Origin of the sequence: Pseudarthrobacter sp. NPDC055928, from assembly GCF_042270935.1 — a bacterium.
GTDB lineage: Bacteria > Actinomycetota > Actinomycetes > Actinomycetales > Micrococcaceae > Arthrobacter.
Genome location: NZ_JBHJZH010000002.1, coordinates 402,844 through 426,236, shown reverse-complemented (window position 1 = coordinate 426,236; position 23,393 = coordinate 402,844). Strand labels below are relative to the sequence as shown.

The following is a 23,393-nucleotide window of genomic DNA, read 5'->3' as shown; positions in this document are numbered from 1 at the left end:
CCCACCTTCCCAAGGTGGGCGGCCGCCGTCGTTCATGACCCAAAGCTACCCCTCGCTGCCTTTCCCGCAGCCAGATTGCGTCACTTTTGAGCGGCCGGCCAAACGGAAAGCCCGGTATTCCGCTGAACCCAATTCTCGGGTCAGCTAAGAGTCACGCATTTGGGCTGCCCGTGGCCGCTTTTTGTACCTTAGATGCTAGGAGTTGTAACCTTGGGGGTTGTTTTTCTGCCAGCGCCAGTGGTCCTCGCACATCTGGTCGACAGTTTTGGTGGTGGACCAGCTGAGGTCGGCCAGGGCTGAGTGGGGGTCGGCCCAGAACGCCGGGAGGTCGCCGGCCCGGCGGCCGGTGATCTCGTAGGGGATGGGCTGGCCCACGGCTTTTTCGAAGGAGCGCAGGACTTCCAGGACGGAGGAGCCCTTGCCGGAGCCGAGGTTCCAGCGGAACACTCCGGCGCGGTCCGCGACGTGGTTCAGCGCAGCGACGTGGCCTTCGGCGAGGTCGACGACGTGGATGTAGTCCCGCAGGCAGGTTCCGTCGGGAGTGTCGTAGTCGCCGCCGAAGACCATGAGCTTTTCGCGGCGCCCCACGGCCACCTGGGCGATGAACGGAACCAGGTTGTTGGGGATGCCCTGGGGGTCCTCGCCGATGCGGCCGGAGGGGTGTGCGCCGACGGGGTTGAAGTAGCGAAGCAGGGCGATGTGCCAGCGGGGATCGGCGTCGCCGAGGTCAGAGAGGATGTCCTCGATCTGTTCCTTGGTCCGGCCGTAGGGGTTGTTGGCGCCGATTTCCATTTTCTCGACGTAGGGGATGGGGTTGTGTTCGCCGTACACGGTGGCCGAGGAGCTGAAAACGAGCGAGCGGACGTCGTGGCGGTCCATGACACGGATGAGGTTCAGGGTGCCCACGAGGTTGTTGTAGTAGTACTTGAGGGGCTCGCGGACTGATTCCCCTACCGCTTTCAGGCCGGCGAAGTGGATGACGGCGTCAATCCCGCCCTTGGCGAATACGCCTTCGACGGCTGCCTCGTCCAGCAGATCCACGTTATGGAATTCGGCCGTTTTTCCGCTGAGCTCTGCAACCCTGCGCAGGGACTCCTCGCTGGAGTTAGCCAGGTTGTCGATCACCACTACGTCATGGCCGGCTTCCTGCAGGGATAAAACAGTGTGGGAGCCGATGTACCCGGTGCCACCAGTGACCAGAATTTTCATGCCTCAACGCTATCCCACTTCATGCCCCGTGCGCCCGGTCATTCCGGATGCCGGTCATGGACCGGTCCGGAAGTAGCGCAGCGGGATTACGCCTATAAAGCACAACTGTGTTAAAAAAGAGGAGTGCCTAAAATCGTGGACGCCGAAGCCCGGCGTGGGGAAGTTGTCGACGCCGTTTTCAGAATCATTGCCGTAGATGGCCTGGAGCGCGCGTCGCTCCGCGAGGTCGCCGATGAGGCCGGGCTCGCCGTCGGCTCCGTCCGGCACTATTTTGCGAGCAGCGAGGAACTGCTGGGCTACTCGTTTGCCGCCGTCATTGACCGGATCATCTTCCGTGTCTCCCGTGCGCTGGACACGGTGGAACAACACACAGCTGGCACGGTGGAACACCACGAGGCCGTATTAACACTGCTGTGTGAACTGTTGCCGCTGGACGAAGAGCGTGCCGTGGACGCCTGCGTCTGGATGGCTTTCAAGAACGCAGCCCGCATCCGGCCTTTCCTGGCTGCCGAGGCCGACCGGAGCCACCGCGGGGTGGCTGCCGTGGTGGGCCGGCTGGTCACGGACCTCGTGCCGGATGATGGCAACGGGCAGCAGTCACTGGTCATCGAAGCCGAAAGGCTCCTTGCCACCATTGACGGCCTGTGCATGCACGCGCTGCTGCAGCCCGAGTGGATGACCGCACAGATGTGCCGGGACGTCCTGGGGCGCCATATCGCGGGCATGTCCGCTGGTCAGGCCGTTAACGTCAGGCAGCTTCGGGAATAGACTGGGAGCCGGGGGAAGCAGATCCGGAACACAAAGCCGGTACAGCGCACGCCACGGGAGGAATAGGGATGCATCACACAGGCGGTTCCGGCTGGCAGATAACCATGGACACGTCAGGTCCCATGATGATCGCCCTGTACGTGCGAGATGCCGCCGGACTGGACGGGGCCGGCCGTCCCGCCCTGTCCCATGCCGCCCCGAAGATCCGCCATGCGGACCACTCCCATCTCACTGCCGAAGTGGGTGGGCTTAGTGCACTCAAGACGGAGTGGGAAGCCTGGTGGGACCAGTTGCTCAAGTCCTATCCCCAGATGTCGCCGGAGCTGACGCCGCCCACCTTTGAGGCCTTCGGCAACTCCCCGGCACTGCAGCGTGTCCTGCAGGCGCACTTCGGTGCCGCCCTGACGTGGGCACGGGAGCGTCGCAGCGAATATGCCGAGTTGGAGGCGGAAAGGGTGGCCAGCGGCTCCGACCAGTTGCTCGATGACATGGTCGATGACCGCCTCATGGAAATTGGCAGGGGTTCCCGGGACTTCAACCTGACCATTATTGAACTGCCCCTGAACGAGCAACGGGCGTGGTACCTGGAACCGGACAAGATCATCATGAGCCACGAGCTGATGTCCCAGCCCGAGCTCTTCCGCAGTTACGTCCAGCCAGTCGTGGAAATGCTCGTCTGAGCACGTCCTGCTAAAACCTCGGCCGCCGGAGGAGCTTAGCTGTCGATGGGAGGCGAGACGGTTATCCGTACCTGGCTGTCGGCGGTATCGGAGACCTGCCATCCGTCGTCTCCGCGGCTCCAGCTTCGCCCGGCAACCTCCACATTGATGACTGCAAGGCCCTTGGCGTTGGCAACAGCCCAATGGGCCACCGACCACGCCCGGGCGCCGCTTGCCTCAATGGTCAGCGTCTGCGCCTCCGCCGTGGTGTCCAGGGCGCCATAAGCCTGGGACAACTCGGCGGCCACTCGGGCGGGGTCGCCCGGAGCGTCAGGGGAGCGCAGCGTGCAGTTCACCGCTTCCGGCGACTGGCCCGTCAGTCCGGAGGCGAAGTACCGGCCCATTTCCTCGTGCTGGGCATATGCGTCGGGGTATGCGGAGCGTTGCACCCGTTGGGCGGCGTCGGTGATTTCCAGGGATTCGTAGCCCGGTACCTTGACCAGTGCGTCGTAGAACGCGTTGGTCGCGTAGTAGGGGTCCATGATCTGTGCCTCCGTGCCCCATCCCTGGGACGGTCTCTGCTGGAACAGCCCCCGCGAATCCGGACCGGCCTGGTCACCGTGGCCGATGTTGCGCAGTTTGGATTCCTGCATGGCAGTGGCCAGGGCGATGCTTGCGGCGCGCGGCGGAAGCCCGCGCTGGACCGCGACGGCGGTGATCAGGGACGCGTTGACCGCCTGGTCAGTAGCGAGTTCCGCCGTCTGGGAGCCAACCACGGCTGTGCAGCGCTCTGAGACGAGGGTCTCGGAGCGCTGCAGAAACGAAAAAGCCGTGTAAACCCCGCCTCCTACCAGTGCCAGAGTGAGGAGCAGCACCACAGGTCGCCGGAGGCCACGTTTACGTGCCACTGAAGGATGAGGTGCGGGGCTCAGTTGGCGTGCAGGGCGTTGTTGAGTTCCACGGTCTGGCCCTTGCGGGGGAGGACCTCCACAGCGCCTGTGGTGGAGTTGCGCCGGAACAGGAGGTTGGGAACACCGGACAACTCAACGGCCTTGACCACTTTCGTGGTGTCCTCGCCGTCGGCGTCCTTCGGGCCGATCACGCGAACGCGCGTGCCGGCAGTGACGTAGAGGCCGGCTTCCACCACAGAGTCATCGCCGATGCTGATTCCGACGCCGGAGTTGGCGCCCAGCAGCACGCGCTCGCCAATGGCGATCTTTTCCTTGCCGCCGCCGGACAGGGTGCCCATGATGGACGCGCCGCCTCCGACGTCGCTGCCGTCACCGGCGACTACACCGGCGGAGATCCGGCCTTCCACCATCGAGGTCCCCAGCGTGCCGGCGTTGAAGTTCACAAAGCCCTCGTGCATCACCGTGGTTCCTTCGGCGAGGTGGGCACCGAGGCGGACGCGGTCGGCGTCGGCGATCCTGACTCCGGTGGGTACCACGTAGTCCACCATGCGCGGGAATTTGTCGACGCCGAAAACGGTGACGGCGCCGCGCTTGCGCAGCTTGGCGCGGGTCAGTTCGAAGCCTTCCACGGCGGCGGGGCCGAAATTGGTCCAGACGACGTTGGGGAGTTTGCCGAACACGCCGTCAAGGTTGATGGTGTTGGGCTTCACCAGGCGGTGCGACAGCAGGTGCAGGCGCAGGTACGCGTCAGCTGTGTCTGCCGGTGCCTCATCCAGGTTTATCTGGACGAAAACCACTTTCTGCTCGGTTCCACGGTCGGCGTCGGCCCCGTTCTTCGCGATTTCAGCCAGGGTGGGGTCAGCGTTTTCGACGGCCCGCAGGCTCTCCGCGGCCACGCCAAGGGCGGGGGCCGGGAACCAGACATCCAGGACGGTGGCGTTGGCATTTTCCACGCCGTTTTCGTCACCAGGGGCGGTGGCGATGGTGGCAACTCCGAAGCCATAGGCGGAGCGGGCATCAACGGTTGCGTTCTGGTTTTCGGGCACGGCAGAAGTAGCGGTCTCAGTCATGGGCCCAGTCTATCGAGAGCCGGACCTCCGGTTCGAACTAGACTGGCTTCGTGACTGCCGAAACTGCTCCTGACGCTTCCATCCTGCCGCTCGACGTCCACCAGGACGTTGCCCTCCTCACCGCCGCCATCATGGACATCAACAGTGTCTCCGGCAACGAGACGGAGTTGGCCGACGCCGTTGAGGCCGCCCTGCGAGCCATCCCGGAACTGCGCGTGGTGCGCGACGGCGAGTCCTTGATTGCACGCACGGAATTGGGTCGGCCGGAACGCGTCATCCTTGCCGGTCACCTGGACACCGTTCCGCTGCCAACCACCGAGGGCGCGCGTGGCACTGTCCCGTCGAGCTGGGAGTCCGGTATTCCGGGCGAAGGGGCCCTGTATGGACGCGGAGCCACGGACATGAAGGGCGGCGTTGCGGTCCAGCTGGCCCTGGCAGCCACCATGTTCGACGGCGGCGCGGTACCCAGCCGCGATGTCACCTTTGTCTTCTACGACCACGAGGAAGTGGAAGCGGTCAAGAGCGGGCTGGGCCGCTTGGTCCGCAATTACGGCGGGCTCCTGGGTGGCGATTTTGCCATCCTCCTGGAGCCAACCCACGGAACGGTGGAGGGCGGGTGCAACGGGACCAGCCGTTTTGAGGCCACTACGGTGGGGGAGGCAGCACATTCCGCCCGCGCCTGGATGGGCAAGAACGCCATCCACGCCGTGGCCCCGATCCTGGCCAGGCTGGCTGCCTACGAACCGCAGACCGTCAACGTTGATGGACTGGACTACCGGGAGAGCCTCAACGCCGTGAAGATCAACGGCGGCACGGCAGGCAATGTCATTCCGGACCGCTGCGTGGTGGAGATCAACTACCGCTTCGCCCCTGACAAGACGCCTGACCAGGCGGAGGCCCACGTGCGCGAACTGCTCGAAGGCTTCGATGTCGTGCGCACCGATGCTGCCGCGGGCGCGCGTCCCGGCCTGAATCATCCCGCTGCCGCGTCCTTCGTAGCCGCCGTCGGGGCCGAGCCGAAACCCAAATACGGGTGGACCGACGTCGCACGCTTCAGCGAACTCGGCATCCCGGCCGTGAACTTCGGGCCGGGTGACCCGCTGCTGGCGCACAAGGACAACGAACACGTTGACGCGGACGCCATCCGCGAATGCCTGCGCGCACTGCGGAGCTGGCTGGCGGCCTAGTCCGCAATGCAAAAAGGGTCCGCAGCCAGCTGGCTGCGGACCCTTTCTGCACGCTGGAGGAAGCAGCCTACTTGGGTTCGCGTACCTCGGGAAGTTCCGGGGCGACGACGGCGGTTGGCGCCTTGGCCACGCCACCCGCGGCTTTCTTGGAACCACGGCGCTCGATCCAGACCGCGATCCGGGACACGCAGATGTTGATCGCGATGTAGATGGCGGCAGCTACGAAGAAGATCGGGAACAGGAACGCGTTGCCAAGGAAGTCTGCCATGACCTGGACTGCGCGCAGGAGCTCGCCGTAGGCCACGATGTAGCCAAGCGACGTGTCCTTCAGGAGTACCACCAGTTGGGCCACCAGAGATGGCATCATCCGGCGGACAGCCTGTGGCAGTTCGATCAGCATGCGGGACTGGAAGCTGGTGAGCCCGATGGTCAGGCCCGCCTCCCTCTGGCCCTTGGGCAGCGACTGAATACCGGCCCGGATGATTTCACCGAAGATCGCGGCGTTGTACAGGACAAGCCCGGCAATCACGGCAACGAAGGAGCTAGTGCCGAAGACCAGCAGCACGAAGAGCATCATGAGGACAACGGGCATCCCGCGCAGGAACTCAAGGACTATCCGCGTGGGTATCCGGATCCAGTCAACGAGTGAGATCCGGAGCAGGCAAAGCATCAGCCCGAGCGGAAACGCGATCACTGCGGCGATCGCAGCGGCACTGAGCGTGGCCCCGATACCGCTTGCGAGCAGTGTCCAGACGTCGGCGCGGGTGAAGATTGCCCAGCGCCGTCCTTCAAAGATGCCCTGCTGCGTGAGGGTCATGACAATCCATGCGAGCAGGCCAAGGATGAGGACGGTTCCAATGACGGAACCGATCAGGGAGACCCGGCGTGCCTTGGGGCCGGGAACGTCGTAGAGAACTGATGTCATCGGGCAATCGCCACCTTTCGTTCCACCGTGCTGGCCAGGATGCCCAGCGGAACGGTGAGGAGCAGATAGAAGAACGCCACGCCGAGAAGCACGGCCATGACCTGGTCGCCGTTGGCGTTAGCCATCTGGCGGCCGTAGCCGAAAAGTTCGAGTACAAAGAACGCGCCGGCGACCGAGGAGTTCTTCACGAGGGCAATCAGGATGTTGATCAGCGGCGGGATCACCGTCCGAAGGGCCTGCGGCAGGATGATGAAAGAGAGCACCTGCCCGAACTTCATGCCGATACTGCGCGCGGCCTCTGCCTGGCCGACCGGCACACTGTTGACGCCGGAGCGCACGGCTTCGGCGATGAAAGCCGCAGTGTAGGCGCTGAGGGCGATGATAGCGGCGACTTCGAACTGCTGGAAGGTCACCCCGAGCCGCGGCAGAACTACTGCGGCGAAAAAGAAGGCAATGGTCAGCGGCGTGTTCCGGAGGACCTCCACGTACACGGTGCTGAAGCCGCGCAACGCCGCAACGGGGGAGACCCGGGCGGCAGCCAGGAGGGTTCCCACTATCAGGGCGATGATCCCGGAGACGACAGACAGGAAAAGAGTGCGGAGAAGGCCTTCCCAATACAGGGGGAGGTTTTCAATGATGACTTCCATAGGATCCTTCGGCTCTGGGCGTAGGCGGTCGAAAAAGAGGTGGCGGCTTCCGGGGGATCAGCTGTGCAATAACATCCCCCGGAAACCGCCGCTGTTACCTAGTAACGGTCGAGGGCGGGAAGTTCAGGAGCGGTCTTGATGACCGAACCCGCGGTTGCTTCCCAGGCCTTCTTGTAGGATCCGTCTTCCTCGAAGGCTTCCAGCTGGTCGTTGATCCAGTTGCGGAACTCGGTGTCATCCTTCTTCAGGCCGATGCCGTAGGGCTCCTTGGTGAAGGTTTCGTCGGAGGCGAGCTTGAAGGCATCCGGCTCCTTGTCCACGAAGCCGGCCAGGATCACGTTGTCCGTGGTGATGGCTTCAACCTGCTTGTTGCGCAGCGGTTCCAGGCAGTCTGAATACTTGCCGGCCGGGGCGAGTATCGCTCCATACTTGTCCACAATGGTGGCGGCAGGGGTGGAGCCGGTCACGGAGCAGACCTTCTTGCCCTTGACGTCTTCCGGCTTCTTGATGGAGTCGTTGTCCTTGTTGACCATCAGTGCCTGGCCGGCCTCATAGTACGGACCCGCGAAGCTGACGACCTCTTTGCGCTTGGCGTTGATGGTGTAGGTGGCGATGACAATGTCCACCCTGCCCTGTTCAATGAAGGGCTCCCGGTTGGCCGACTGCGTTTCGGACCATTCGATCTTGTCTGCGGGAATGCCGAGCTTGGCTGCGATCAGCTTGCCAATCTCGACGTCGAAGCCAACGGGCTTGCCGTCCAGGCCCACCTGGCCGAAGAGCGGCTGGTCGTACTTTGTACCAATTTTGATGGTGCCGGCCGAGGCCAGCTTCTCCATGGTGGTGCCAGCGGCGAATGTGGGCTTCTCGGCAACGGTGGGATCGGCGGTGGTGCCGGGCGTGGTTCCGCCGCAGGCGCTCAGGGACAACGCCAAGGCTGCGGTAGCCGCCACGAAGAACGACTTCCGGCGGGTCATAAATGCCTTCATGACATTCCTTTCATTGGTCGGCCGCGGGTCACGGCCTGGGTGCGAACTGGAGTGTGTGCGTTCGATGGTTGAATCAGTGGGTAAGCAGCTTGGACAGGAAGTCCTTTGCGCGGTCGCTCTGGGGGTTTGTGAAGAACTCCTCCGGCTTGGCGTCCTCCACGATCTGGCCGTCAGCCATAAAGACCACGCGGTCCGCGGCCTTCCGGGCGAAGCCCATCTCGTGGGTCACCACCACCATGGTCATGCCTTCCTTGGCCAGCTGGATCATGACATCCAGGACCTCGTTGATCATCTCGGGGTCGAGCGCCGAGGTGGGCTCGTCGAAGAGCATGACCTTCGGTTTCATGGCCAGGGCACGGGCGATTGCTACACGCTGCTGCTGGCCGCCGGAGAGCTGCGCCGGCAGCTTGGGAGCCTGGTGTCCCACGCCTACCCGCTCCAGCAATGCCATGGCTTCCTTGTCGGCCTGGGCCTTGGCCACGCCCTTGACCTTGATGGGACCAAGGGTGACGTTCTCAAGGATGGTTTTGTGCGCGAACAGGTTGAAGGACTGGAAGACCATCCCGACGTCGGCGCGGAGCTGGGCGAGTTCCTTCCCCTCCTCCGGCAGCACTTTTCCATCAATGCTGATCGTGCCGCCCTCGATTGTTTCGAGGCGGTTGATGGCACGGCACAGCGTGGACTTGCCGGAGCCGGAGGGCCCAATGACAACAACCACTTCGCCCTTGCGGACATGGAGGTTGATGTCTTTGAGAACGTGCAGCTGACCGTAATGCTTATTCACACCATTCAGGGAGACGAGCGCATCGCCGGGCACATGAGTAGTCATAGGAAGAATCTAGCGAACAAAGACCTCTTATGACGGGAATCACGCCAAGTTCGTGCGGATCGTGATTCAAGAGATACCTGCCGCTGGTGTGCCCGCCGTGGCGCTAGCCTTGTGTGATGAGCATCAACGCAGATCCGGCCAAAACTTCCCAGCCGCGCCGTAAGGGGCCCCTTGAACTCCGCCGCAAACAGGCGGCCGTGGAAATGTCTGATCAGCATTTGCTTGACACCAAGGGTGCCGGGCAGTTCGTCCACACCGATCCGTGGCGTGTGATGAGGATTCAAAGCGAGTTCGTTGAAGGCTTCGGGGCATTGGCAGACCTGGGCCCGGCGGTCAGCGTTTTCGGTTCCGCCCGGACCAAGCCGGGGAGCCCTTATTACGAGATGGGCGTGGAAGTGGGCCGGAAACTCGCGGAGGCGGGCGTGGCTGTGATTACCGGAGGCGGTCCCGGTTCCATGGAAGCCGCCAACCGGGGGACCGTTGAGGGAAACGGAGTGTCGGTGGGATTGGGCATCGAACTTCCCTTTGAACAGGGCCTCAACCAATGGGTGGACCTCGGCATCAACTTCCGGTACTTCTTTGCGCGCAAGACGATGTTCGTGAAGTATGCCCAGGGCTTCATTGTCCTTCCAGGCGGGCTGGGGACCCTGGATGAATTGTTCGAAGCAATGGTGCTGGTCCAGACGCGGAAGGTCACCTCCTTCCCCATCGTCTTGCTCGGTGTCGACTTCTGGGGTCCGATGATCGAGTGGATCAAGGGCACACTGGTGGCCGAGGGCATGGTTTCCGAGAAGGACCTGGACCTGATCCAGGTTGTTGACGATGCCGCCGACGCCGTGGACCGCGTGCTCCACGGCACTGTCCAGGTACCGTCCAACGGCGAGCAGCGGCCCGAATAGCAGGTTGTCCGCGATCTGGCACGATTGATGCTGTGAGCTTCTTCCTGGTTTTCCTGGCCATCGTGCTGGTTGGCGCCGTCGTGTGGGCCGGTGCCGGCGGCCCTTCCAGCATCTTCCGGCGCGGCCGCCCGGGCGCCGTGCGGGAAAGCGGACTCCTCGACGCCGGCTTCGAGCAGCCCGTGGCAAACCTTCCTCCAGTCCTGCTACCCGCCGATGCGGCGCCGGCCGACGTCGACCGCGTCCGCTTTTCCCTGGGCCTGCGCGGTTACCGCATGGACCAGGTGGACCAGGTGCTTGATGAGCTTCGCGACCAGCTCGCCGCCAAGCGCCGGGAAGTGGAGCAACTGACTGCGCGGCTTGTTGAGGCACAGCGTGTGATTCAGAACCCGGCGGACACGGACCTGGGACCGCAACAGGCAGCGGAACCGACACCGCAACAGGGACCGGAACAGGCACCGCCGGGCCCGGGCCGGAGCCCGGCGGAGGACGGGGCTTGAGCACGGACACTGGAAGCAGGCAGGGCTTCGCCTCCTCGATCAGCGCACTGGCGACACGGGCCGGAGATGCAGTTCGGCACTGGCCGTGGTGGCTTCAGGTTTCAGCCCTCTACGTGGCGGCCAGGCTGGTCAGCGCAGGTATCTTCGTGGCTGCAGCCCGGCACCAGGGAACCAATCCCTGGTTCCCTGCCAAGCCGGACTACTGGAACTTCATCAATATCTGGGACGCGCGGTGGTACGGCGAGGTCATCAGCAACGGCTACCCGGCGGTCCTCCCGGTTGACGCGGCCGGCAATGTCCAGGAAAACGCTTGGGCGTTCTACCCGCTTTTCCCTTTCCTCGGCGGGGCACTTTCGGCGCTGACCGGCATCGCGCCGGAAGCGTCGCTGGCACTCATCGCGATGTTCTCAGGGTTGATGGCAGCCCTGGTCCTCTACAGCCTGTTCCGCCACCGGGTGCCGCACGGCACAGCCATGTGGGCAGTGGCGTTCTTCGCGACCTTCCCCGTTTCCGGGATACTCCAGGTGCCCTATGCCGAGCCATTGACCATCCTCCTTCTGGGTGCGGCGCTGCTGCTGCTGGTAAGGCGGCAGTACTACCTCGCGATGCCAGTGGTGCTGCTCATGAGCCTCTCCCGGCCGGTGGGGGTGCCATTTGCCGCCATGGTTGGAGTGCTGTTTATCTGCCGGCTGGTGCAACGAGGCCGTGGTGAACAGGACTCCCAGGTGCACAGCCGGCGGGAGCTGGGCGCCCTGGCTGGCCTGACCGCCGTCAGCGGAGCCGCCGCTCTCATCTGGCCTGCCGCCGCCTGGGCCGCTACCGGTGATATCGAGGCGTACACCAAGACGGAGACGGTCTGGCGGGGTCACGACCTCGTGCCGTTCAAGCCATGGTTCGACACAGGCATGCAGCTCTTTGGGCCAGTACTGGGCGTGGTTGCGCCGTTCGTTTTTGCCGGGCTGTTTACGCTGATGCTCTTTAGCCCTCCGGTACTGAAACTTGGTGTTGAACTCCGTTTGTGGTGCGCCTGCTACATGGGATACCTGTTGCTGTTCCTGCATCCCCAGACCAGCACGTTCAGGATGCTGCTTCCGCTTTTTCCGCTGGCCCTCGCTGCAGCGGTGTTGTCCCGCTCCAAGGCCTACCGCGGCACAGTAATCGTGATGTTTGTTATTTTGCAGATCGTCTGGATTGTCTGGCTGTGGGCCTGGGCCCAACTGCCCGGAGGCGGCGACTATCCGCCGTGATTGCCCGCCATGCCCGGCGGCGGAGTGCAGGAATGCGACGCGGCCGGAAATGTCCATCGATTAGCTACGTGCGGGTAATTACGGGATAATAGTAAGTAAGCAAGGACAAAAGCATTCAGAATATGTTCAGCCATGGCGGTGCCCACGCGTGCCGCCATAGCGGCTTGATTGACCATGCGGACACAGCCCGTCCGGGCTGATATGTCCTGGACTAATTGGAGGGGAAATTCCTCATGGCGGCTATGAAACCACGCACCGGCGACGGCCCTATGGAAGTCACCAAGGAGGGCCGCAGCCTGATTATGCGTGTGCCGCTCGAAGGTGGCGGACGGCTTGTTGTTGAACTCAATGCAGCGGAAGCGGCAAACCTTAAGGAATGCCTCGTAGGCGTTACCGAATAATCTCGCTGGGCCAGGGTCCGCTGCCTTAGGGCGGCGGGCCCTGGCCTTTTTCCTGGCCGGGACTATTCCCGGGCGTGGGTATTCTTGGCCGCCTATTTCTTGACCGCGACCAAAAGGCCGTCGCCGGTGGGAAGCATGCTGGAGGCGAGCCGCTCGTCGTCGCGGATGGTTTTGCCCACCTGGCGGAGCACAACCGTGGTGGCATCCCTGTTGGCAGGGTTGGCCACCCGATCTTTGTCCAGGGCGTCGTTGATGATCAGCAGCCCCCTGGACTTCAGCAGGCGGACAGCCTGTTCCACGTAACCCGGCAGGCCCGGCTTGTCGGCGTCGATGAAGACGAGGTCGTAGGCGGAGTCGGTGAGCCGCGGCAGGACGTCACCGGCACGTCCGGAGATAGTGCGCGTGCGGTTGGCAGGGCTGCCTGCCTCCGAGAACGCCTCCCGTGCCGCTTTCAGGTGTTCAACGTCCACATCGATGGTGGTCAGCACGGACTGGGGCCCCAGGCCGCGCAGGAGGCAGACACCGGAAACTCCTGCTCCAGTACCGATTTCGACGGCGGTCTGCGCCTTGGAGGACGCTGCCAGGACCGTCAATACGGCGCCCACGCCGCGTCCGATCGGGGTCACTCCCAGCTCAAAGGAGCGTTCGCGTGCACGAAGCATGACTTCATCCTCTGCGGGCAGATCTTCTGCATAGGACCAGCTCGTGGACTTGTCGGCGCTCATGGGTGATTTCGCTTTCTGGGCGGCAGGGGAGTGTTGAATACAGCCTACTGTGTCTTAAGGCACGGACGCCGGATCCCGGGGGTTGCGCCTTTGGCAGAAGTGGCTTGCCAATCAGGAAATTCCCAGCCAACTTTGAAATGATGGAGATCCGCTCATCCATACGGTGATCGGCGCCGAACCAGAGATGTCAACAGTATCCGGGCGTTAGCTTATGCACGAGGGGAGTGGACGATGTCAGCATCAGTTGTGGCACCTGTCCCTGCATCACAAGATCCTGCGGTCGAATGGGTCAGGCCAACCTGGGAAGAAGTGGTTGCCAACCATTCCGCGAAAGTCTATCGGCTGGCCTACCGCCTGACCGGAAACAAGTTCGACGCCGAAGACCTCACCCAGGAGGTCTTTGTCCGGGTCTTCAGGTCACTGGAAAACTTCAAACCTGGGACGTTGGACGGCTGGCTGCACCGCATCACCACCAACCTCTTCCTGGATCAGGCACGGCGGAAGAGCCGCATCCGTTTTGACGCGCTGGCGGAGGACGCCGAATCCCGGATCCCGGGCCGCGAACCGGGGCCGGAGCAGAGCTTCGAACTGAACAACCTGGACCTCGACGTGCAGGCCGCACTGGAGGAGCTTCCGCCGGACTTCCGCGCGGCAGTTGTGCTGTGCGACCTCGAGGGCCTGTCCTACGACGAAGTTGCAGCGGCGCTTGGCGTCAAGCTGGGGACCGTGCGTTCGCGCATCCACCGCGGCCGGACCATGCTGCGTGAGAAGCTCGCGCACCGGGACCCACGGCCGCAGCACTCGCGCAAGCCGAAGCTTTCGATGCCACGCATCGCCAGCATTCTCTGATCGGCCTCATGACTCCCGACAACCCGCTGTTCCGCAGGCATCCCCGGACCGACAGCCACCTTAAGAGCTGCCCGGAGTGCGCCTCGGCCATGCGTCGCGAACGCCAGTACATCGAAAGACTGCGGGAAGCGGCCATCCCGCCTGCCAGCCAGGATCTCACGGCCCGCCTGCTGCAGCAGACGCATGTCCTGGCCATGGCCTCCTGCGAGCCGTCACGCAGTCCGCACCGCGGAGCGAAGATCCTGGCCTTCGCAGCCGGCGGGACGGCGGCAGCTGCCGGGGTCCTTGCCGCAAGCGCTTTCGCCCTGGCCGGCGACCCGTTGCCGATGGCTGCCAGTTCGGCCGCTGGCAGCTTTGTACAGCAGCCCGCCAAGGTGCCCGCCGACGGCCGGGAGCTGAGCGCCGGACAGCTTGCAGGACTGCGCCTGGAAGGCTGGGTGTGTCCTGAGCTGGAGTCTTTGGGCTTTCACGTTCTTTCTGCCAGGGCAACCACGCTGGACGGTCGCCCGGCCGTCGAGATGAAGCTCTCAGATGGCCGGTACTATGCCAAGGTCGTCGAGCAGCATGACGTCCGCACGCCTGCAGGGGACAGTGACGTGTCCATCTTGAGCTCCGTACCCGGGGCGGCGGTCCTCCAGTCCGGAGCAAACACGCTCACGTACGAATCCGACCTACCGGCGGACCGGGCGGACGACGCCCTCCCTGTCCTTCAGCGGCTCACCGCCCTCGCCGCGACCGGTATCAGCGCGGGCGTTGCGCCGGAGGGGACGGCGTCCGTCAGTCCTCCTGCAGCGGAGCCCCTGAGTGAACGACTGCAGCGTGGCCTGCACAAAATTGTCCGGATTCTGACGCCTTAAAACTGGCTGTTGCCGCCGGTCGTAAGCGGGAATCGTCAGCATGACCCCGGAGAGGGTAATCTTCCTAAAGTGTTTGGAATCAACGGCCCGGAGTTCTTCCTTCTGCTGATCATCGGCATTCTGGTGATCGGTCCCAAGCGGCTGCCCGAATATACCCAGAAACTTGCAAATCTGGTGAAGGAAGTCCGCCGCATGGCCTCCGGCGCCCGCGAGCAGATCAAAGAGGAGGTGGGGATCGACATCGACGAGGTCGACTGGAAGAAATACGATCCCCGCCAGTACGATCCCCGGCGCATCATCAAGGAAGCGCTTCTTGACGACGACTCCAAACCGGTCAGCGCAGGTGCGCCAGCGGTGGCAGCCGTGGCCGGCGCCGCAGCCGTCACTGCCGGCGCGACTACGACGGCCGCCCGCCCTGAACGGGTTATCCAGCAGCTGCCAGCCGGTGAAGCAGCGCCCTTCGACACCGAAGCAACCTAGGAACTGCACGGGGAGGGCATCGGGAGGGTCCCGCCGATCCGCCAGCCCATGGCAGTCAGCGCGGCTGCAGCCCCAGCTTGATCTCCGTCAGCCCGCGCGGTTTCGCCGACAGCTTGCCGGCAATCTCAACAAGCGCCTTAGCGGCCGGCGTCTCCGGTTGCCCCAGCACGATCGGCGAACCGGCGTCCCCGCCTTCCCGCAGGAGGATGTCCAGCGGAATATGGCCCAGCAACGGTACCTCTGAACCCACTGTTGCCGTGAGCCGCTCGGCGAGGACCTCCCCGCCGCCGCTTCCGAACAAATCCATCCTGCCGCCGTCGGGCATCTCGAGGTAGGACATGTTCTCGATGACTCCAGCCAACGACTGCCCCGTCTGGGTGGCGATGGCGCCTGCCCGCTCGGCGACATCCGCCGCAGCGGCCTGGGGCGTGGTGACCACCAGGATTTCCGCCTTGGGCAGCAGTTGGGCTACAGAGATGGCGATGTCGCCAGTACCTGGGGGGAGGTCAAGGAAGAGTACGTCGAGGTCACCAAAGTAGACATCGGTGAGGAACTGCTCCAAGGCGCGATGCAGCATGGGACCGCGCCAGGCCACAGGCTGGTTCGCCGTGACGAACATCCCGATGGAGATGACCTTTACGCCGTACGCGACCGGTGGCAGGATCATGTCGTCCACCCGCGTCGGGGCCTGCGTGATTCCCATCAGTGCTGGAACCGAGAAGCCGTAGACGTCGGCGTCCACGATCCCTACCCTGAGTCCCTGCGCGGCCAGGGCGCAGGCCAGGTTAACGGTGACGGAAGACTTCCCCACTCCGCCCTTGCCGCTGGCCACGGCGAAGACTTTGGTCAGAGAACCGGGCTGGTTGAAGGGGATGCCGCGCTGGCCGCCGGCGCCGCGCAGCTGTTCCTTCAGGGCGTCGCGCTGGGCCTGGTTCATGACCTTCAGTTCAACCTCGACGGCGGTGACCCCGGGAACCGCGGAAAGCGCTTTGTCGGCGTCGGACGTAATGGTGTCGCGGAGGGGACAACCGGCGATGGTGAGCAGCACGGCAAGCCGAACACGGCCGTCGTCGAAAATCTCCACCGAGTCCACCATGCCTAGCTCCGTGATGGGGCGGCGGAGTTCAGGGTCGATGACGGTGGCCAGGGCAGTATTAACCGCCTGGTGCAGGGATTCAGACATGCAGGCGTTTACTCGGCTTCCGGGGTTGTAAAGGTTTCGGGGGGCGCCGGCTGCGGCGTTACGGCGGGTTGCTGGGCGGCGTGACTGGGCTTGACCCGGGGGATCTGCTGCGTGCGGGGGCTCCGCTGCCGATCCCGTTTCTCCTTCAGCCTCTCCTTGACCTTGTCCCGCGGCGATTCGTGGCTGCCGGCCCCGGAGGGGTCGTGGGTCCGCAGTTCCTCCTGGGCCTCCAGCATGTCCTCCAGCAACGAACGCAGCTCCGCGCGGACGTAGTCGCGCGTGGCCACCTCGCGAAGGGCGATCCGCAGCGAGGCGAGCTCACGGGTCAAGTATTCGGTATCGGACAGGTTGCGTTCAGCGCGCTGGCGGTCCTGCTGCAGCGAGACGCGGTCGCGGTCATCCTGCCGGTTCTGGGCCAGCAGCAGCAGGGGTGCAGCATAGGACGCCTGCAGCGAAAGCATCAGCGTCAGCAAGGTGTAGCCGAGGGCGCGGGAGTCGAATTGCCACTCCAGCGGTGCCCAGGTGTTCCAGACCAGCCAGATGACGACGAAGACTGTCATGTAGACCAGGAACTGGGGCGTACCCATGAACCGGGCAAAACCTTCGGTTGCGTGGCCGAAAGCGTCCGGATCGGGGGAGAACTTAGGCAGGATCCGCTTGCGGCCGCTCAGGGGTGTGTCGAGGCTTCCTTTGTTTGCTGCCTTCCCTGTGCCGCGCTGGCCGGGATTCTTGGGAGCGGTATTGTCAGCCAATGCGGCCACCGAGCCTTCTTATCGGGGCTTCGCCATCATGGGCGCGCCAATCATCCGGTAACAGATGATCCAAAACGTCATCAACAGTCACCGCCCCCACGAGCCGGCCGTCATCATTGACCACGGGCAGGGAGTTCAGGTTGTAGGTAGCGAGCGTCCTGGCGACTTCGCTGATGTGGGCCTGGTCCGACAACGGCTCCAGGTTTTTGTCCACGAGGTTCCCCAAGGGCTCGAAGGGTGGGAATCGCAGGAGCTGCTGGATGTGCACGACGCCCAGGAATCGGCCGGTCGGAGTCTCGAGCGGTGGCCTGGCGATGAAGATGGACGAAGCCAGGGCGGGAGAGAGTTCCTCGCGCCGGACGTGGGCCAGGGCTTCGGCGACGGTCGCCTCCGGGGGAAGGATCACCGGTACCGGCGTCATCAGGCCGCCAGCGGTATCCTCGTCATATTCGAGCAGGCGCCGGACGTCTTCGGCGCCTTCGGGCTCCATCAGCTGCAGCAGTTCTTCGGCCTGGGCGGTGGGCAGTTCGCCGAGGAGGTCGGCGGCGTCGTCGGGGTCCATTTCTTCGAGGACGTCAGCGGCGCGCTGGACATCAAGGGCCGAAAGGATCTCCACCTGGTCATCCTCCGGGAGCTCCTGCAGGACATCGGCGAGACGTTCGTCCTGGAGTTCACTGGCTACCTCGAAGCGGCGCTTATCGCTCATCTCCTGCAGCGCCTCGGCGAAGTCCGCGGGCTTTAGGTCTTCATGGTTTGCTACGAACTGCGTTGCGGCCTGGGGCTCGGTGCGGGCACCCTGGAGGGCGTCGGCCCAGTCGATGATCATGGTCTCGTTGCGGCGCAGGCGGCTCAGGGGCGAGAGGGAATGGCCGCGGCGGACAAACAGCTTGCTGACGAACCAGTCCCGGGAACGGTGCTGGTCCATGGCGATGTCCTCGATGGTGGCGTCACCGCTGCCATCCCTGAGCGTTACCCGGCGGTCAAACATCTCCGCCACTACCAGTGTCTCGGCGCCGCGCTGCTCAAATCGCCTGAGGTTGACCAGGCCGGTGCAGATGATCTGGGTCTGGTCGATCGAGGTAATGCGCGTCATCGGCACAAAAACGCGTTTCTTACCCGGAACTTCGACGACGATGCCTACCACGTGGGGGGCGCCCCGGCTTCCGCGCGAGAGCACCACAACATCGCGCAACCGGCCCAGACGGTCGCCTAGCGGGTCGAAGACGTCAAGACCCAGAAGGCGCGCAACGAAGACGCGCGAAAGATTTGTGCTCACGTCTACAGGCTACCGAGTCTGCTCTCTTTTAGCTGAATTTACAGGCGGCACACATGCTGATAGGCAAGAATGGAGGTATGTCAAACATTTTTGGTGGTCCGAAGGCCGGCGGGTCCAACGGCGTGGACGAGTCCCGCACCGTCCCCACAGGTGACACCGTGGGTTCCTACAACTCCTACTTGGATGCCCAGAAGGCTGTGGACTATCTCGCTGACCAGCAGTTCCCGGTCCAGATGGTGTCCATCGTGGGCAACGAGCTCAAGATGGTGGAGCGCGTGACGGGACGCCTCAGCTACCCCCGCGTGGCATTGTCAGGGGCGCTGAGCGGAATGTGGTTCGGTCTGTTCGTCGGCGTGATGCTGTCCTTCTTCGCACCGTCCCCGGGCTACTTCTCCATCCTGACGTCCGTGTTGATGGGTGCCGCGTTCTTTATGTTGTTCGGCATTGTCACCTACGCCATGCAGCGGGGAAAGCGTGACTTCACCTCTACCAGCCAAGTGGTGGCCACCACCTATGACGTGGTGGTTTCGCCAGAGGCCGCCCACGAAGCCCGGCGGCTGCTCCAGCAGCTGCCGATGACACGGTCCGACGCCGCTGCCGGGCCGAGGCCATACACGCAGGGCGACTACCACAACCAGCCTTACCAGCAGCCGGGGCAGGCGCCCGGCCAACAGCCCGGCCAACAGGCCGGCCACCAGCAAGGGCAGGCTCCCGTGAGGCCAGCCAGCTGGAACGATCCGTACGGACAGCAGAGCCCCGGTACGCAGGGCGGCCCCGCTGTGGCCGCACAACCAGGCCAGCCGGCCGAGGGCCAGGCGCAGCCGGCTCCGGCCCCCGTCTCGGCGGTTCGCTATCCTGACCTGCCCGATGGCCGGCCGCAGTACGGCGTGCGTGTCAGCGATAACCCCGCGCCTGCCTCACCCGCCAACAACGCCGGGCCCGGCAGCGACCACCCGGACTCCGGGCAGCCTGCGCAGCAGCCCGACGTGGCACCGGACAGGAACCGGGACGAAGCGGGCTCCTAGCCGTTACGTCCACGGCCTCAAACGCGAGCGGACACCTAAACCCCAGGGGCTTAGGTGTCCGTTCGCGTTTGAGGCCGCAGCGGGCTATGCGGGGGCCTGCTGGCTGCCTTCGCCGTTGGCTTCCCGATAGATACCGGCCATCCAGGACTCGACGTCGTCGGCCTTGCGGGGCAGCGCGGCACTGAGGTTGATGGGGCCATTGGCCGTCATCAGGACGTCGTCTTCGATCCGGACTCCGATGCCGCGGTACTCCTCCGGGATGCCCAGGTCCTCGTTCTTGAAATACAGGCCCGGTTCGATAGTGAAGACCATGCCCTCGGTCAGGATGCCATCCAGGTACAGCTCCCGCCTGGCCTGTGCGCAGTCGTGCACGTCCAGTCCGAGGTGGTGGCTGGTGCCGTGCGGCATCCAGCGGCGGTGCTGCTGCCCCTCGGGACTGACCGCTTCCTCCACGCTGACGGGCAGCAGCCCCCACTCAGCGAGCCGCTCGGCCAGGACCGTCGTGGCGGCGGTGTGGATGTCCCGGAACTTGGCCCCGGGCCGGGCGGCGGCGAACCCGGCGTCGGCGGCGTCGAGGACCGCTTCGTAGACCTTGCGTTGGATCTCGCTGAACATGCCGTTGGCAGGCAGGGTGCGGGTGATGTCGGCGGTGTACAGGGAGTCGGCCTCCACTCCCGCGTCCAGGAGCAGGAGCTCCCCGGCGTTGATGCTGCCGGTGTTGCGCGTCCAGTGCAGCACGGTGGCGTTGTTGCCCGAGGCCGCGATGGTGTCGTAACCGAGTTCGTTGCCGATCTCGCGGGCACGCGCAAAGAACGCGCCTTCCACAACCCGCTCGCCGCGGTCATGGGTCAGGGCACGGGGAAGGGACTTGACCACTTCCACAAAGCCTTCGACCGTGGCCGCGACTGCCGTCTTCATCTGCTCAATCTCCCACTCGTCCTTCAGGAGGCGGAGCTCGGACAGGGCTTCAGACAGCTTCTCATCCAGCGCATCGAGGACCGCGAGGTCCAGGTTGTCCGGGTCCTTGGCCGTGTTGTAGCGGGCCGTGTCCACCAGGGCATCGATGTTCTCGTCCACCTTGCGGACCAGGCGAATGGAGATCCCGCCGATCTCGGGAGCGCCCACATTCTTGGTGATCGCGGTTTCGAGCGCGTCAATGTGAGCGGTGGGAAGTCCCAACCGTGCTTCAAACTCAGCCAGGGTGGGACGGGCGCCGATCCAAAACTCGCCGGATCGCGAGTCGGCGTAGAACTGTTCAGTGTCCCGGCCGGCCAGCGGGCGGAAGTACAGCGTGGCATGGTGGTGCCCGCCGTCGTCGCCCTTTCCTTCTCCGACAGGTTCGAGGATGAGTACGGCGTCCGGCTCGTGGTCCAGGCCCAGGCCGGTGAGGTGGGCGAATGCGGAGTGCGGACGGAAGCGGTAGTCGCAGTCGTTGGAGCGCACCTTCAGCGGGCCGGCGGGAATGACCAGGCGTTCGCCTTTGAACTGGTCAGAGATGGTCCTTCGCCGGGTCGCGGCGTAGCTGGCGACGGTATCGCGCGCCGGCAGTTCCTTAGTGGAAGGCGCCCAATTGCTGGCCATAAAGGCCTTGAAGGCATCGGAACTGGGCCGCTGCGAGCGGTTGTTGACGCGCTCTTCGAGGGGCTGGGAAGCAGAGTTCAGGGTGTTTTCGGCATCGTTCACGGCACCATCGTCTCACCAGCTACGCGGCTGCGCGAACGCGGTCAACTAGGCTGGGCAGGTGAGGATTGACCTGCATGCCCACTCCAATGTTTCCGACGGCACGGAAACACCCGCCGATGTGATGGCCTCGGCCGCCCGCGCAGGGCTGGATGTCGTCGCGCTGACAGACCACGACTCCACGGATGGCTGGGCCGAAGCCTCGGCCGCTGCCGTGCAATTCGGCGTGGCGCTCGTTCCGGGCATGGAGGTCTCCTGCCGGACGGCGGAAGGGATCAGTGTGCACCTCCTGAGCTACCTGCACGATCCTGACCACCCCGGGCTGCTGGAGGAGATCACGAAGGCCAAGGACGCCCGCCTCACCCGCGCAGAGCGCATGGTCACCCTACTTGCGGAGGACTATCCGCTGACGTGGGACGACGTCATCCATCATGTGGCACCCGGTGCCACGCTGGGGCGCCCGCACATCGCGGATGCGCTCGTGGCCGCCGGTGTCGTGGCGGACCGTTCGGAGGCCTTCACCTCCATCCTGACCTCCCATTCGCGCTACTTCGTCCAGCACTACGCGCCCGACCCCGCAACCGCCGTCGAGCTTGTCCGTGCCGCCGGCGGCGTTCCCGTCTTTGCGCATCCGGTGGCTTCCGCACGTGGACGGATCGTGGGGGAGCGCACGTACCAGGAGATGATCGACGCCGGCCTGGTGGGCCTGGAGATCGACCACAGGGACAATCCCGAGGCCGGCCGTGAGTATCTGAGGGGCCTCGCTGCCAAGCATGGACTCCTGGTTACAGGTTCGTCCGACTACCACGGCACCGGCAAACCCAACCTGCTGGGAGAGAACCTGACGACGCCCCAGGTGCTGGCGCGGATCGAGGAGCTGGCCACCGGGACGGCAGTAGTGCGCGGGAGTTCCGCACATCTTGACTAACGCTCCGGGCTGAGTAGTCTTGCGCTTGCCGGGGGTGGTGTTCATCGCCGAAAGGTCTCGTCGCCATGCAACATTTCGTACGGTAGACGGAGAGAAACCATGTTCAGGAAATCATTCGCCGCGGCTGGCCTGGCCGCACTCTTTATGTTTGTCCCCACGGCAGCCAATGCGCTGGACTGTTCCAACGTCAGCCGGTCGGCCTACACGGGCAGCGACTTCATCTTCATCCCCGGCCCTAATATCAACGTCCATGTGCAGGGCAACTGGGCGTACGTACTGGAGGCGGGTGCTTGGGTGTTCCTGCCGCCGGGAACTGTCCCGGAAGGCGCTGGCAGCAATGGCAACTTCCAGAACGGTGAAGGCTTTGCCCTGTTGGTCAACGCCATTTGCGACTCCAACGGAGCGGTCCTGGACAACCGACAGAGAGATCACGGAATCCAGCTGATGGAAACCTGCTAGCCGAACCAGCTACGAATCTAGGTCGCATTTAATGTCGTATTGGAGGCTCAAAACGACATTAACTGCGACCTAGTTGGGGGGGAACGACGTAAACGTCGCGCGGGTGCCCAGCCGTTTGGCCATGACGTCGATGGCTGGCTGGTTCTGGTCCACGCACACAAACTTCCTGTCCAGTTTGGCGGCCACCGCACCGAGCGTACCGGAACCGGCGAAGAAGTCCAGGCACCAGTCCCCGGGCCGGCTAGACGCGGCAACCACCCGGCGGACAAGGCCCTCAGGCTTCTGCGTGGGGTAGCCGGTTTTTTCCTTGCCGGTGGGCGAGACGATGGTGTGCCACCAGACGTCAGTGGGCAGCTTGCCGAGCTCGCGTTTGGCGGGCGTGACCAACCCCGGCGCCATGTACGGCTCCCGGTCCACCTCGGCGCTGTCGAAATGGTATTTCGCCGGGTTCTTCACATACACGAGGATGTTGTCGTGCTTGGTGGGCCAGCGGAACTTGGCCCTCGCCCCGTAATCGTAGGCCCAGATGATCTCGTTCAGGAAGCATTCCCGGCCGAAGATGGCGTCCAGCATGACCTTGGCATAGTGCACTTCGCGGTAGTCCAGGTGAAGGTACAGCGTGCCGTCGTCTGCCAACAGCCGCCAGGCCTCCACGAGCCGCGGCTCCAAGAAGGACCAATAGTCGCTGAAGGCGTCGTCGTAACGGTGCAGGGCGCCTTTGATGGTGTCGTAGGAACGTCCCTTGAAGCCCACGCGGTCTCCCGAGCCTTCGGCGTTGACCACCATCCGCGTTTCCTGGCGCTGCTGGGCCCGGCCGGTGTTGAACGGCGGGTCCACGTAAATGAGTGTGAAGGCGCCGTCCGGCAGCGAGGGGAGGAATTCCGCGTTGTCCGCGTGTACCACCAGGTTGCTGCCGTCCGGCGCCCAGACAGATTCAGTCATTG

Annotated in this window: 26 protein-coding genes; 13 read left to right on the top strand and 13 right to left on the bottom strand. The window is 64.1% G+C overall.

All coding sequences use genetic code 11. The features are described from left to right. Positions 1-195: 195 nt before the first annotated feature. Entirely contained in the window at positions 196-1,209 is a 1,014-nt protein-coding gene (galE, locus tag ACFC25_RS05190; protein ID WP_376044353.1) for a UDP-glucose 4-epimerase GalE, read from the bottom strand. A gap of 123 nt (positions 1,210-1,332) precedes the next feature. Here galE and ACFC25_RS05185 point away from each other — a divergent pair, with 123 nt between their 5' ends. After that, on the top strand, positions 1,333-1,977 hold the full coding sequence (locus tag ACFC25_RS05185) for a TetR/AcrR family transcriptional regulator (protein ID WP_376044352.1): 645 nt from the start codon (positions 1,333-1,335) through the stop codon (positions 1,975-1,977). A 68-nt stretch (positions 1,978-2,045) separates the two neighbouring features. Continuing rightward, complete coding sequence (locus ACFC25_RS05180; RefSeq protein ID WP_337345684.1) at positions 2,046-2,657, top strand: hypothetical protein; 612 nt, start codon at positions 2,046-2,048, stop codon at positions 2,655-2,657. A 35-nt stretch (positions 2,658-2,692) separates the two neighbouring features. Here ACFC25_RS05180 and ACFC25_RS05175 read toward each other — a convergent pair whose 3' ends face one another. Both ACFC25_RS05175 and dapD read right to left on the bottom strand, forming a co-directional pair. Further along, positions 2,693-3,544 (bottom strand): hypothetical protein, encoded by an 852-nt coding sequence (locus tag ACFC25_RS05175; RefSeq protein WP_376044351.1) that lies wholly within the window; start codon positions 3,542-3,544, stop codon positions 2,693-2,695. A gap of 20 nt (positions 3,545-3,564) precedes the next feature. After that, a complete protein-coding gene (dapD, locus tag ACFC25_RS05170) occupies positions 3,565-4,617 on the bottom strand; it encodes a 2,3,4,5-tetrahydropyridine-2,6-dicarboxylate N-succinyltransferase (RefSeq protein WP_376044350.1) in 1,053 nt (350 codons plus the stop codon). A gap of 50 nt (positions 4,618-4,667) precedes the next feature. Here dapD and dapE point away from each other — a divergent pair, with 50 nt between their 5' ends. Next, the gene (gene dapE, locus ACFC25_RS05165; RefSeq protein ID WP_376044349.1) at positions 4,668-5,804 is read left to right on the top strand and encodes a succinyl-diaminopimelate desuccinylase; all 1,137 of its coding nucleotides are present in this window, start codon (positions 4,668-4,670) and stop codon (positions 5,802-5,804) included. A gap of 67 nt (positions 5,805-5,871) precedes the next feature. Here dapE and ACFC25_RS05160 read toward each other — a convergent pair whose 3' ends face one another. From ACFC25_RS05160 to ACFC25_RS05145, 4 genes are all read right to left on the bottom strand, one after another. Next, positions 5,872-6,729, bottom strand: a complete 858-nt coding sequence (locus ACFC25_RS05160) for an amino acid ABC transporter permease (RefSeq protein WP_337345688.1) — start codon at positions 6,727-6,729, stop codon at positions 5,872-5,874. Beyond that, positions 6,726-7,376, bottom strand: coding sequence for an amino acid ABC transporter permease (locus tag ACFC25_RS05155; protein WP_337345689.1), 651 nt, complete (start codon positions 7,374-7,376; stop codon positions 6,726-6,728). Before ACFC25_RS05155 ends, ACFC25_RS05160 begins: the two co-directional genes overlap by 4 nt. 98 nt (positions 7,377-7,474) lie before the next feature. Next, positions 7,475-8,362, bottom strand: coding sequence for a glutamate ABC transporter substrate-binding protein (locus tag ACFC25_RS05150; protein WP_337345690.1), 888 nt, complete (start codon positions 8,360-8,362; stop codon positions 7,475-7,477). Positions 8,363-8,435: 73 nt separating this feature from the next. Beyond that, entirely contained in the window at positions 8,436-9,191 is a 756-nt protein-coding gene (locus tag ACFC25_RS05145; protein ID WP_337345691.1) for an amino acid ABC transporter ATP-binding protein, read from the bottom strand. A gap of 116 nt (positions 9,192-9,307) precedes the next feature. On the opposite strand from ACFC25_RS05145, the gene ACFC25_RS05140 reads away from it, so the two are divergent. From ACFC25_RS05140 to ACFC25_RS05125, 4 genes are all read left to right on the top strand, one after another. Then, positions 9,308-10,090, top strand: a complete 783-nt coding sequence (locus tag ACFC25_RS05140; protein ID WP_337345692.1) for a TIGR00730 family Rossman fold protein — start codon at positions 9,308-9,310, stop codon at positions 10,088-10,090. Positions 10,091-10,122: 32 nt separating this feature from the next. Further along, positions 10,123-10,587, top strand: coding sequence for a DivIVA domain-containing protein (locus ACFC25_RS05135; protein WP_376044348.1), 465 nt, complete (start codon positions 10,123-10,125; stop codon positions 10,585-10,587). Further along, positions 10,584-11,834, top strand: coding sequence for a hypothetical protein (locus tag ACFC25_RS05130; RefSeq protein ID WP_376044347.1), 1,251 nt, complete (start codon positions 10,584-10,586; stop codon positions 11,832-11,834). The genes ACFC25_RS05135 and ACFC25_RS05130 overlap by 4 nt, the downstream gene beginning before the upstream one ends. Before the next feature lie 233 nt (positions 11,835-12,067). Continuing rightward, positions 12,068-12,235 carry a DUF3117 domain-containing protein gene (locus ACFC25_RS05125; protein WP_009357720.1) on the top strand — a complete coding sequence of 56 codons (168 nt, stop codon included), beginning with the start codon at positions 12,068-12,070 and terminating at the stop codon, positions 12,233-12,235. Positions 12,236-12,327: 92 nt separating this feature from the next. On the opposite strand, the gene ACFC25_RS05120 is transcribed toward ACFC25_RS05125, so the two are convergent. Beyond that, a complete protein-coding gene (locus ACFC25_RS05120) occupies positions 12,328-12,960 on the bottom strand; it encodes an O-methyltransferase (protein ID WP_337350921.1) in 633 nt (210 codons plus the stop codon). 231 nt (positions 12,961-13,191) lie between these two features. On the opposite strand from ACFC25_RS05120, the gene sigE reads away from it, so the two are divergent. From sigE to ACFC25_RS05105, 3 genes are all read left to right on the top strand, one after another. Continuing rightward, the gene (sigE, locus tag ACFC25_RS05115; protein WP_337350922.1) at positions 13,192-13,809 is read left to right on the top strand and encodes an RNA polymerase sigma factor SigE; all 618 of its coding nucleotides are present in this window, start codon (positions 13,192-13,194) and stop codon (positions 13,807-13,809) included. Between the two features lie 8 nt (positions 13,810-13,817). Next, on the top strand, positions 13,818-14,666 hold the full coding sequence (locus tag ACFC25_RS05110; protein ID WP_376044346.1) for an anti-sigma factor: 849 nt from the start codon (positions 13,818-13,820) through the stop codon (positions 14,664-14,666). A gap of 69 nt (positions 14,667-14,735) precedes the next feature. Further along, positions 14,736-15,146 (top strand): Sec-independent protein translocase TatB, encoded by a 411-nt coding sequence (locus ACFC25_RS05105; protein WP_376044345.1) that lies wholly within the window; start codon positions 14,736-14,738, stop codon positions 15,144-15,146. Positions 15,147-15,201: 55 nt separating this feature from the next. Here ACFC25_RS05105 and ACFC25_RS05100 read toward each other — a convergent pair whose 3' ends face one another. From ACFC25_RS05100 to ACFC25_RS05090, 3 genes are read right to left on the bottom strand one after another with little or no spacing between them, the layout of a single operon-like run. Next, entirely contained in the window at positions 15,202-16,329 is a 1,128-nt protein-coding gene (locus ACFC25_RS05100) for an Mrp/NBP35 family ATP-binding protein (RefSeq protein WP_376044344.1), read from the bottom strand. A gap of 8 nt (positions 16,330-16,337) precedes the next feature. Continuing rightward, positions 16,338-17,090: a DUF1003 domain-containing protein gene (locus tag ACFC25_RS05095; protein WP_337345699.1), complete on the bottom strand. Its 753-nt coding sequence runs from the start codon at positions 17,088-17,090 to the stop codon at positions 16,338-16,340. Beyond that, on the bottom strand, positions 17,074-18,357 hold the full coding sequence (locus ACFC25_RS05090; RefSeq protein WP_131131437.1) for a magnesium transporter MgtE N-terminal domain-containing protein: 1,284 nt from the start codon (positions 18,355-18,357) through the stop codon (positions 17,074-17,076). The genes ACFC25_RS05095 and ACFC25_RS05090 overlap by 17 nt, the downstream gene beginning before the upstream one ends. A gap of 77 nt (positions 18,358-18,434) precedes the next feature. Here ACFC25_RS05090 and ACFC25_RS05085 point away from each other — a divergent pair, with 77 nt between their 5' ends. Then, complete coding sequence (locus ACFC25_RS05085; protein WP_376044343.1) at positions 18,435-19,382, top strand: general stress protein; 948 nt, start codon at positions 18,435-18,437, stop codon at positions 19,380-19,382. An 84-nt stretch (positions 19,383-19,466) separates the two neighbouring features. Here the strand turns inward: ACFC25_RS05085 and ACFC25_RS05080 are convergent, their stop codons facing one another. Further along, the gene (locus tag ACFC25_RS05080; RefSeq protein WP_337345701.1) at positions 19,467-21,065 is read right to left on the bottom strand and encodes an aminopeptidase P family protein; all 1,599 of its coding nucleotides are present in this window, start codon (positions 21,063-21,065) and stop codon (positions 19,467-19,469) included. Positions 21,066-21,123: 58 nt separating this feature from the next. On the opposite strand from ACFC25_RS05080, the gene ACFC25_RS05075 reads away from it, so the two are divergent. Together ACFC25_RS05075 and ACFC25_RS05070 are read left to right on the top strand one after the other, a co-directional pair. Next, positions 21,124-21,990 carry a PHP domain-containing protein gene (locus tag ACFC25_RS05075; RefSeq protein ID WP_337350927.1) on the top strand — a complete coding sequence of 289 codons (867 nt, stop codon included), beginning with the start codon at positions 21,124-21,126 and terminating at the stop codon, positions 21,988-21,990. Between the two features lie 99 nt (positions 21,991-22,089). After that, positions 22,090-22,449, top strand: coding sequence for a hypothetical protein (locus ACFC25_RS05070; RefSeq protein ID WP_337345703.1), 360 nt, complete (start codon positions 22,090-22,092; stop codon positions 22,447-22,449). A 69-nt stretch (positions 22,450-22,518) separates the two neighbouring features. On the opposite strand, the gene ACFC25_RS05065 is transcribed toward ACFC25_RS05070, so the two are convergent. Further along, on the bottom strand, positions 22,519-23,391 hold the full coding sequence (locus ACFC25_RS05065; RefSeq protein WP_376044342.1) for a DNA-methyltransferase: 873 nt from the start codon (positions 23,389-23,391) through the stop codon (positions 22,519-22,521). Between the last annotated feature and the right edge of the window lie 2 nt (positions 23,392-23,393).

Excerpts from the sequence above, each read along its gene's own strand:
- galE (WP_376044353.1), bottom strand. The coding sequence starts at position 1,209 with ATGAAAATTCTGGTCACTGGTGGCACCGGGTACATCGGCTCCCACACT.
- ACFC25_RS05180 (WP_337345684.1), top strand. The coding sequence starts at position 2,046 with ATGCATCACACAGGCGGTTCCGGCTGGCAGATAACCATGGACACGTCA.
- dapD (WP_376044350.1), bottom strand. The coding sequence starts at position 4,617 with ATGACTGAGACCGCTACTTCTGCCGTGCCCGAAAACCAGAACGCAACC.
- ACFC25_RS05160 (WP_337345688.1), bottom strand. The coding sequence starts at position 6,729 with ATGACATCAGTTCTCTACGACGTTCCCGGCCCCAAGGCACGCCGGGTC.
- ACFC25_RS05155 (WP_337345689.1), bottom strand. The coding sequence starts at position 7,376 with ATGGAAGTCATCATTGAAAACCTCCCCCTGTATTGGGAAGGCCTTCTC.
- ACFC25_RS05150 (WP_337345690.1), bottom strand. The coding sequence starts at position 8,362 with ATGAAGGCATTTATGACCCGCCGGAAGTCGTTCTTCGTGGCGGCTACC.
- ACFC25_RS05145 (WP_337345691.1), bottom strand. The coding sequence starts at position 9,191 with ATGACTACTCATGTGCCCGGCGATGCGCTCGTCTCCCTGAATGGTGTG.
- ACFC25_RS05140 (WP_337345692.1), top strand. The coding sequence starts at position 9,308 with ATGAGCATCAACGCAGATCCGGCCAAAACTTCCCAGCCGCGCCGTAAG.
- ACFC25_RS05125 (WP_009357720.1), top strand. The coding sequence starts at position 12,068 with ATGGCGGCTATGAAACCACGCACCGGCGACGGCCCTATGGAAGTCACC.
- ACFC25_RS05120 (WP_337350921.1), bottom strand. The coding sequence starts at position 12,960 with ATGAGCGCCGACAAGTCCACGAGCTGGTCCTATGCAGAAGATCTGCCC.
- sigE (WP_337350922.1), top strand. The coding sequence starts at position 13,192 with ATGTCAGCATCAGTTGTGGCACCTGTCCCTGCATCACAAGATCCTGCG.
- ACFC25_RS05110 (WP_376044346.1), top strand. The coding sequence starts at position 13,818 with ATGACTCCCGACAACCCGCTGTTCCGCAGGCATCCCCGGACCGACAGC.
- ACFC25_RS05100 (WP_376044344.1), bottom strand. The coding sequence starts at position 16,329 with ATGTCTGAATCCCTGCACCAGGCGGTTAATACTGCCCTGGCCACCGTC.
- ACFC25_RS05085 (WP_376044343.1), top strand. The coding sequence starts at position 18,435 with ATGTCAAACATTTTTGGTGGTCCGAAGGCCGGCGGGTCCAACGGCGTG.
- ACFC25_RS05070 (WP_337345703.1), top strand. The coding sequence starts at position 22,090 with ATGTTCAGGAAATCATTCGCCGCGGCTGGCCTGGCCGCACTCTTTATG.
- ACFC25_RS05065 (WP_376044342.1), bottom strand. The coding sequence starts at position 23,391 with ATGACTGAATCTGTCTGGGCGCCGGACGGCAGCAACCTGGTGGTACAC.